The following is a 6,380-nucleotide window of genomic DNA, read 5'->3' on the forward strand; positions in this document are numbered from 1 at the left end:
GCCATCATCGGCGTGCTGCTGCTGGTGGGCGGGAACGTCGGCGTGGCGTGGGCGGAGAAGACCGTGCCCTCCGGCCTGACCGCGCTCATCGTCGCCATCGTGCCCATCTGGGTGGCGGTCATCGAAACGTTCATCCTGAAAGGCGAGCGGTTGAAGGCGCGCGGCTTCGTTGGGCTCGGCATGGGCATCGCCGGGCTCGTCGTGCTGCTGTGGCCGAAGCTGAATGCCGGAAGCGTGGGGCACGGGGTCTTGTTCGGCGCGCTCATCCTGGTCGGCGCTTCGCTCTCATGGGCGACGGGCTCCGTGTACTCGCGGCGCTGGGACCTGAAAGTCGACCCGTTCGCCGCGACCGGCTGGGAGATGCTGTGCGCCGGCGTGGTGAACCTCGGCATCTCGCTCGCGCTCGGCGACCAGCACACGGTGGTGTGGACGGCGCGCGGCATCGGCGCCATCGCGTACCTCATCACCGCGGGCTCGCTCATCGGACTGACAGCGTACGTCTGGCTGCTGAACCACGTCCCGACGGCGAAGGTCGCGACCTACGCCTACGTGAACCCCATCGTCGCCGTGTTCCTCGGCTGGCTCATACTGCACGAGCAGGTGGACAGCTACATCTTTGCCGGGACGATCGTGATCCTGGCGTCGGTGTGGCTGGTGAACACCTCGAAGGTGCACAAGGTCGAGGAAGGGAAGAAGCCGGAGCCGGAGCTGGCGGCCTGCGAGGGCGTCGCGGACTAGCCCACGTCTGATTACTGTTTTGTGAATGTAATCAAGGCGATCACGGCAGCTATCAAGAGCTGGAATCCACCAAGTACACGCAGAAAAACAACATACTCAGGTGTCTTAGGGAAATAGCGGTCATACGATCCAAGGTAAGCGGGCGATCTGTCATTGATCCAGGTGTGCAACTGCTGAATTCTCCGCGGAAAAATCAGCAAGCAGAGACCGATAACTCCGAAGAAGACCACGAACCCTAGTCCACCCATCTACTTCCTCTTCCAGCGCATGCCGTCCTTGGTGTCTTCGACCACGATGCCCGCGGCCGCGAGCTGGTCGCGGATCTCGTCCGACCGCCTGAAGTTCTTCTCTTTGCGCGCGGCCTGGCGCTCGGCGATGAGCGCATCCACTTCAGCGTCGGAGAGCTTCGGGCCCGCGGCCGCGACCTCTTTCCCCTGCGCCTTCGCCCACTCCTGCACCGCGCGGACCTTCGCGGCGTCGTCGTCGCGCAGGACGTCGAAGACCTCGTCGAACTTTTGGAGCGCGCCGAGGAGCGCAGGGACATCGTCTTTCTTGACGTCGCCGCGATCGGCGGCGGCGTTGGCGTCGCGCACCAGGTCGAAGATGGCGGCGAGCGCCGCGGCGGTGTTCAGGTCGTCGGCGAGCGCCTCGCGCATGCTCTTCACGGTGTAATCCGCAAGGTCGGCCATCTTCTTATTACTGCCGGGCTCGAACTTGCCGGTGTCGAGCCGCAGCTTGAAGTTCCGCAGGCGCTCGACGCCGGACGCCATGGAGCGCAGGCCGTCCTCGGTGAAGTTCAGCTGCTTGCGGTATGGAACGGAAGTCAGAAGCAACCGGATGGTGGACGGCTTGTGGCCCTTGAGGATGAGGTCGCGCAGCGTGTGGAAGTTGCCGAGCGACTTCGACATCTTGTCCTGCTCGATGAGCAGGAAGCGGACGTGCATCCAGTGGCGCGCGAAAAGCTTGCCGGTGGCGGCTTCGGACTGCGCGATCTCGTTCTCGTGGTGCGGGAACATCAGGTCTTCGCCGCCGGCGTGCAGGTCGAGCGTCTCGCCCAGGTAGCGCATCGCCATGGCGGAGCACTCGATGTGCCAGCCCGGCCGGCCTTTGCCGATCGACGTCTCCCAGAAGGCTTCGCCCTCTTTCGGCGCCTTCCAGAGCGCGAAGTCGCGGGCTTCCTCCTTGTCGAAGCGATCGGAGTCGACGCGCGCGCCGTCCTCGATGTGCGCCAGGTCCTTCTTCGAGAGCTTGCCGTACTGTGGGAACTTGGCGACGCGGTAGTAATACGAGCCGTCGTCCGCTTTGTACGCGACGCCCTTCTGCTCCAGCCGCGCGATCAGCTTGGCCATGTCCTCGATGTGCTCGGTGGCGCGCGAGACGACCTCGGGCTTCTCGAGGTTCAGATACGCGGCGTCTTCAAAGAACGCCTGCTCGAACTTGCGGGTGTAGTCGTTGACGCTGACGCCGAGCTTGCGCGCGTTCTCGATGATGCGGTCGTCGACGTCGGTGATATTCATGACGTGCTGGAGCTTGTAACCGTGCTGGCGGAGCGCGCGGCGGAGCAGGTCGATGGCGACGAAGGTGCGGAAGTTGCCGATGTGCGCGAAGTCGTAGACCGTCGGCCCGCAGGAGTACATGCGGGCGGTGTTGTCGGCGGCGGGGGTGAACTCCTCGACCTTGCCCGAGAGCGTGTTGAAGAGGCGCAGCGGCATGCGGATTCGATTCTAGGGGCCGGTCGCGGGAGCGTCAAAAAACGGTGGTGGCCGAAATAGCTTTGACGGGCGCTCGCCGAGCGTGAATAATGGCCGCCCTGATTTTCCAACCAAGTACGGCAACACAGGAGAGAGGCATGAGAAGGATCGCCATCCTGCTCGCGGTGTGCGCGCTCGCGCTGCCGCTGGCAGCGCAACAGGCGGCGGCGCCGGCGGAGAACGCGACCACGGTGCCGGCCCAGCATCTCATCGGGTTCGGCAGCATCGCCAAGAACGCCAAGGGCAAGCTCACCATCGAGGGCGAGAAGCTGCACTTCGTCGGGAACAACGGCAAGGAGAGCGAGGTCGCGCTGGGCGCGATCGACAACATCCAGACCGCGGACGACTCGCGGCGCCTGGTGGGGGGCGTGATCGGGTTCGCTTCGATGTTCGGACCTTACGGCAGCGGGCGCTTCCTCTCGCTGTTCCGCCGGCAGATCGACGTGATCACCATCGAGTACCGCGACTCGCTCGGCGGGCTGCACGGCGCGATCTTCACGCTGGCGGACGGCGCGGCGCAGCCGCTGAAGGAGCGGCTCGTCTCTGCCGGCGCCAAGGCGGAAGCGCTGCCGCCCGAGCCAAAGCCGGAAGCGAAGCCCGAGGAGAAGAAATAATGACGCGTCGCATCGTTCTGCTCATTGCCGGTTGCTTGCTCGCGGCGGCGTTCGCGGCCGCGCAAGAACCCAAGAAGGAAAAGCCACGCTCGGCGACCGCCGCCGAGACCATGAACGAGCCGAAGATCAAGACCGAGCACATCCAGGTGATGCGCCCGGCTTCGGAGGAGATCGAGTTGCCGCTCGAGTTCCGCATGGCCATCTACGAGAAGGTCATGGAGAACCTGTACAAGACGGGGCGCTTCCAGCACGTCTATCGCGATGGCGAGCAGCCGCCGGCCGAAGTCAACGACCTGGTGAAGCTCGAGATCACGGTGTGGGGCTTCAAGGAAGGCAGCGCGCGCATGCGGCAGGTCACCACCGTGACCGGCCAGACGCACATCCGCGTGCGCATCCGCGCGGTCGACGCCCAGGGCAACGAGCGCCTCAGCCGCAACGTCGGCGGCGACGTCATGTTCTTCGGCGAGAACCTGCGCGCCACCGACGATCTGGCGAAGGCGATCGCCGGCGCCATCAAGAAGATCGTGGTGCCGGGCAAGAAGTGAACGAGACATTCCCGTGCCGGAGCTGCGGCTCCGGCATTTTTCTTCTGGAGCGCGCGTGGACTCGATCTACCAGCTGAGCAAGGAAGGCTTCCTCGAGTTCCGCCCGGCATTCTTCCAGGGATGCATGCGCGAGTACCTGGAAGACCCGGCGCTCACGGTGCAGGCGGCCGAGTTCCTCTCCGAGGTCGGGGTAACCGCGACCACGCGCATGAAGTACACCGAGCAGCAGCGCGACAAGCTGCTCGGACTTTTCCACTATCGCATCACGTACACCGTGCGCGAGAAGACGCGCATCATCGAGCTGCTGGTGAAGGCGAAGACGCACTACCTGGAGCTGTGCCGGCGGCTGGGCGAGGTGCTGGTCAGGAGCGGAATCGAGGTGCCGGATTGCGCCGCGCTGCTGGCGAAGACCGAGCTCTTCAACACCCACATGAAGGAGATCCAGGTCTTCCGCATGCAGAAGAACGTGCCGGCGTTCACCGACGTGTTGCCCGCGGTCTACGGCACCTACGTCCACGACGCCAGCGGGCAATACATGGTGCTGGAGGAGTTCCTCGCCGACGCCTACGTGATGAAGGATTACACCGACATCTCCTTCTGGACGAAGGAGCGCATCACGAAGGCGGTGGAGGATTTCTCCGCCATGCACGCCGCGCACCTTGCGACCTACGACGCGCTGGTCGCGCAAGGCTGGCTGGGGAAGACGATGGACGCGGGCGTGATGCAGGAGCTGGCGCCGCTGTGGCGCGCGTACGCGGAGAAGCTGCGGTACTTCGTGGGGAGATTATTCGACCAGCAGTATCTCGACCGGCACGCGCGCTGGATCGAGACGATCCCGGAGTGGTGGGGCCGCATCGACCAGCTCCCGAAGACGCTGATCTTCAACGACGCGCAGATCCGCAACCTGGCGGTGCGGACGCCCGAGACCGACCCGCGCCTGGTGCTGTACGACTGGGAGTGCGCGAGCATCCAGTTGCCGCAGCGCGACCTGGTCGAGTTCCTGAGCTACGCCATCAGCGAGGGCGTGAGCGACGACGAGGTGCTCGGCTTCCTCGACGCCGCGCGGCGCAAGCTCGCGGGCGATTCCGGCAAGGCCATCGGCCAGGAGGAGTGGCTGGAAGGCTGCCGGCTTTCCATCCTCGACTTCCACGTGAACCGCATGGCATGCCAGCTGACGCTGCACGTCACGCTCAACCGGCCGGACATCGAGCGCGTCTTCCGCGCGTCGCTGCGCATCCTCGGCTGCGTGGAGCGGAAGCTCGCGGGCGCGGCGGGCCCCGCCTAAGCAGCCGTCGGTCTTCCCGGATGGAGCTGGTAGAGCTGCTGGCCGAGCCGGATGACGTAGTGCACGCCGGAGAGGATGGTCAGCCCGAACGTGAGCCACAGGCAGATCTGCGTGGCGAGGGCGACCCAGGACTGCACGGTGAGCTGATCGAGCAGGACGAACCCGATCGTCACGACCTGCGAGACCGTATTCGCCTTGCCAAAGATGCTGGGACGGAAGTCGCGGAAGTTCATCGTCAGGTACACGAGCGTGCAGATCACGATGATGATCACGTCGCGGCTCAGCACCAGGATGGTGACCTTCCAGGGAATGTGGCTCTTGAAGGAGAGGACGAGAAAGAGCGTGGAGAGCAACAACTTGTCGGCGATGGGGTCGAGGTAACGGCCGAGCACGGTCTTCTGTTCCAACAGGCGCGCCAGCAGCCCGTCGAGGGCGTCGGAGACGCCGGCGGCGACGAACAGGCCGAGCGCCCAGGCGTAATCGCCTTCCGCGACGTTCATCACGATGAACGGAATGAAGATGAGGCGCAGGAGCGTCAGTTGATTGGGCGCGGTCCAGAGCTGGCGGGTCACCGGGCGAGCCAGCTCCGCAGTTCGTCTTCGGAGAGGTCGAGCAGCTCGGCGGCGCGCGCCACGTCTTCCGAGACCGCTTCGAAGGTGGCGCGGATAAGACGGCGCTGGGCCTGCGCCAGCGTGCATCCGACGGAGATCTCGGGCTGGATGCCGCTGCCGGATTCGAACACGCCGGTCGCGGCGCGGCCCGTCTTCGACTCGAAGCGCTCGCCGAGCGACGGGATGTCGCCGGAGCGCAGGTCGAGCTCCATGCGCTCGACGCGATGCATGGGGAAGAAGACGGCGGCGGGGGCGACCGGGTCGCCGGCGCGGAGCTGCCGCGCGAAGTCTTCGAAGGAGTTCAGGTCGACGCCGCGGACGCTGAGCCCGGCGGGCGTGATCTCCAGCACCGCGCCCCAGAACTTCTCGCGCGGCGAGTTGAGCGTGATGAGCACGAAGGAGCCGGCGCGGAAGGGTGGCGCCGCGGGCGTAGCACGGCGCTCCGTCAGAAGCGGCTCGGGTTGGGGCTTGCCGCGCATGGGAAGGATTCTCCGCTCTCGTGCGCGCCGATTGCAAGCGGGCGGTTTGCCCGCACTCGCAGGGAGCAGCTAAAATAAGGGAGTCAGTCGTTCCTACCTATCCCCCATAGGCCCGTAGCTCAGTTGGTTAGAGCGCTTCCTTGACACGGAAGAGGTCAGAGGTTCGAGTCCTCCCGGGCCTACCATTCTTTTCATAGGCTTACCCTCCACCGGTCAAAACAGCCCGCTACACAAGAAACTACACAAGTTCGGCCAGGAGCGGCTTATTGCACTCGCTGCGACGCCGCGAAGCTGGCCTTCGGCAACATCCTCGCGACCACCCGCGACTGCGCCGCCCGCTTCCTGGCGGTGACGCTG

At 65.2% G+C, this 6,380-nt stretch carries 7 protein-coding genes and 1 tRNA gene; 5 read left to right on the forward strand and 3 right to left on the reverse strand.

What is annotated here, in order from left to right; genetic code table 11:
• The coding region (locus tag VLA96_10330; GenBank protein HSE49592.1) for an EamA family transporter at positions 1-738 on the forward strand (738 nt) is incomplete at its 5' end.
• 248 nt (positions 739-986) lie between these two features.
• On the opposite strand, the gene cysS is transcribed toward VLA96_10330, so the two are convergent.
• Positions 987-2,450, reverse strand: a complete 1,464-nt coding sequence (gene cysS / locus VLA96_10335; GenBank protein ID HSE49593.1) for a cysteine--tRNA ligase — start codon at positions 2,448-2,450, stop codon at positions 987-989.
• 137 nt (positions 2,451-2,587) lie between these two features.
• Here cysS and VLA96_10340 point away from each other — a divergent pair, with 137 nt between their 5' ends.
• From VLA96_10340 to VLA96_10350, 3 genes are read left to right on the forward strand one after another with little or no spacing between them, the layout of a single operon-like run.
• Positions 2,588-3,103 (forward strand): hypothetical protein, encoded by a 516-nt coding sequence (locus VLA96_10340; protein HSE49594.1) that lies wholly within the window; start codon positions 2,588-2,590, stop codon positions 3,101-3,103.
• Entirely contained in the window at positions 3,103-3,648 is a 546-nt protein-coding gene (locus tag VLA96_10345; protein ID HSE49595.1) for a hypothetical protein, read from the forward strand. Before VLA96_10340 ends, VLA96_10345 begins: the two co-directional genes overlap by 1 nt.
• Positions 3,649-3,703: 55 nt before the next feature.
• Positions 3,704-4,933, forward strand: coding sequence for a hypothetical protein (locus VLA96_10350; protein HSE49596.1), 1,230 nt, complete (start codon positions 3,704-3,706; stop codon positions 4,931-4,933).
• On the opposite strand, the gene VLA96_10355 is transcribed toward VLA96_10350, so the two are convergent.
• Both VLA96_10355 and VLA96_10360 read right to left on the reverse strand, forming a co-directional pair.
• The gene (locus tag VLA96_10355) at positions 4,930-5,505 is read right to left on the reverse strand and encodes a CDP-alcohol phosphatidyltransferase family protein (GenBank protein ID HSE49597.1); all 576 of its coding nucleotides are present in this window, start codon (positions 5,503-5,505) and stop codon (positions 4,930-4,932) included. The genes VLA96_10350 and VLA96_10355 overlap by 4 nt on opposite strands.
• Positions 5,502-6,023 (reverse strand): hypothetical protein, encoded by a 522-nt coding sequence (locus VLA96_10360; protein ID HSE49598.1) that lies wholly within the window; start codon positions 6,021-6,023, stop codon positions 5,502-5,504. Before VLA96_10360 ends, VLA96_10355 begins: the two co-directional genes overlap by 4 nt.
• 108 nt (positions 6,024-6,131) lie before the next feature.
• Here VLA96_10360 and VLA96_10365 point away from each other — a divergent pair.
• Positions 6,132-6,208, forward strand: a tRNA-Val gene (locus tag VLA96_10365).
• The last annotated feature ends 172 nt before the right edge of the window (positions 6,209-6,380 follow it).

The sequence above is a fragment of the Terriglobales bacterium genome (assembly GCA_035457425.1).
In the GTDB taxonomy this organism is placed as follows: Bacteria; Acidobacteriota; Terriglobia; order Terriglobales; family Acidobacteriaceae; genus JACPNR01.

Coding starts and splice junctions, on each gene's coding strand:
- cysS (HSE49593.1), bottom strand. CDS start 2,450: ATGCCGCTGCGCCTCTTCAACACGCTCTCGGGCAAGGTCGAGGAGTTC.
- VLA96_10345 (HSE49595.1), top strand. CDS start 3,103: ATGACGCGTCGCATCGTTCTGCTCATTGCCGGTTGCTTGCTCGCGGCG.
- VLA96_10340 (HSE49594.1), top strand. CDS start 2,588: ATGAGAAGGATCGCCATCCTGCTCGCGGTGTGCGCGCTCGCGCTGCCG.
- VLA96_10360 (HSE49598.1), bottom strand. CDS start 6,023: ATGCGCGGCAAGCCCCAACCCGAGCCGCTTCTGACGGAGCGCCGTGCT.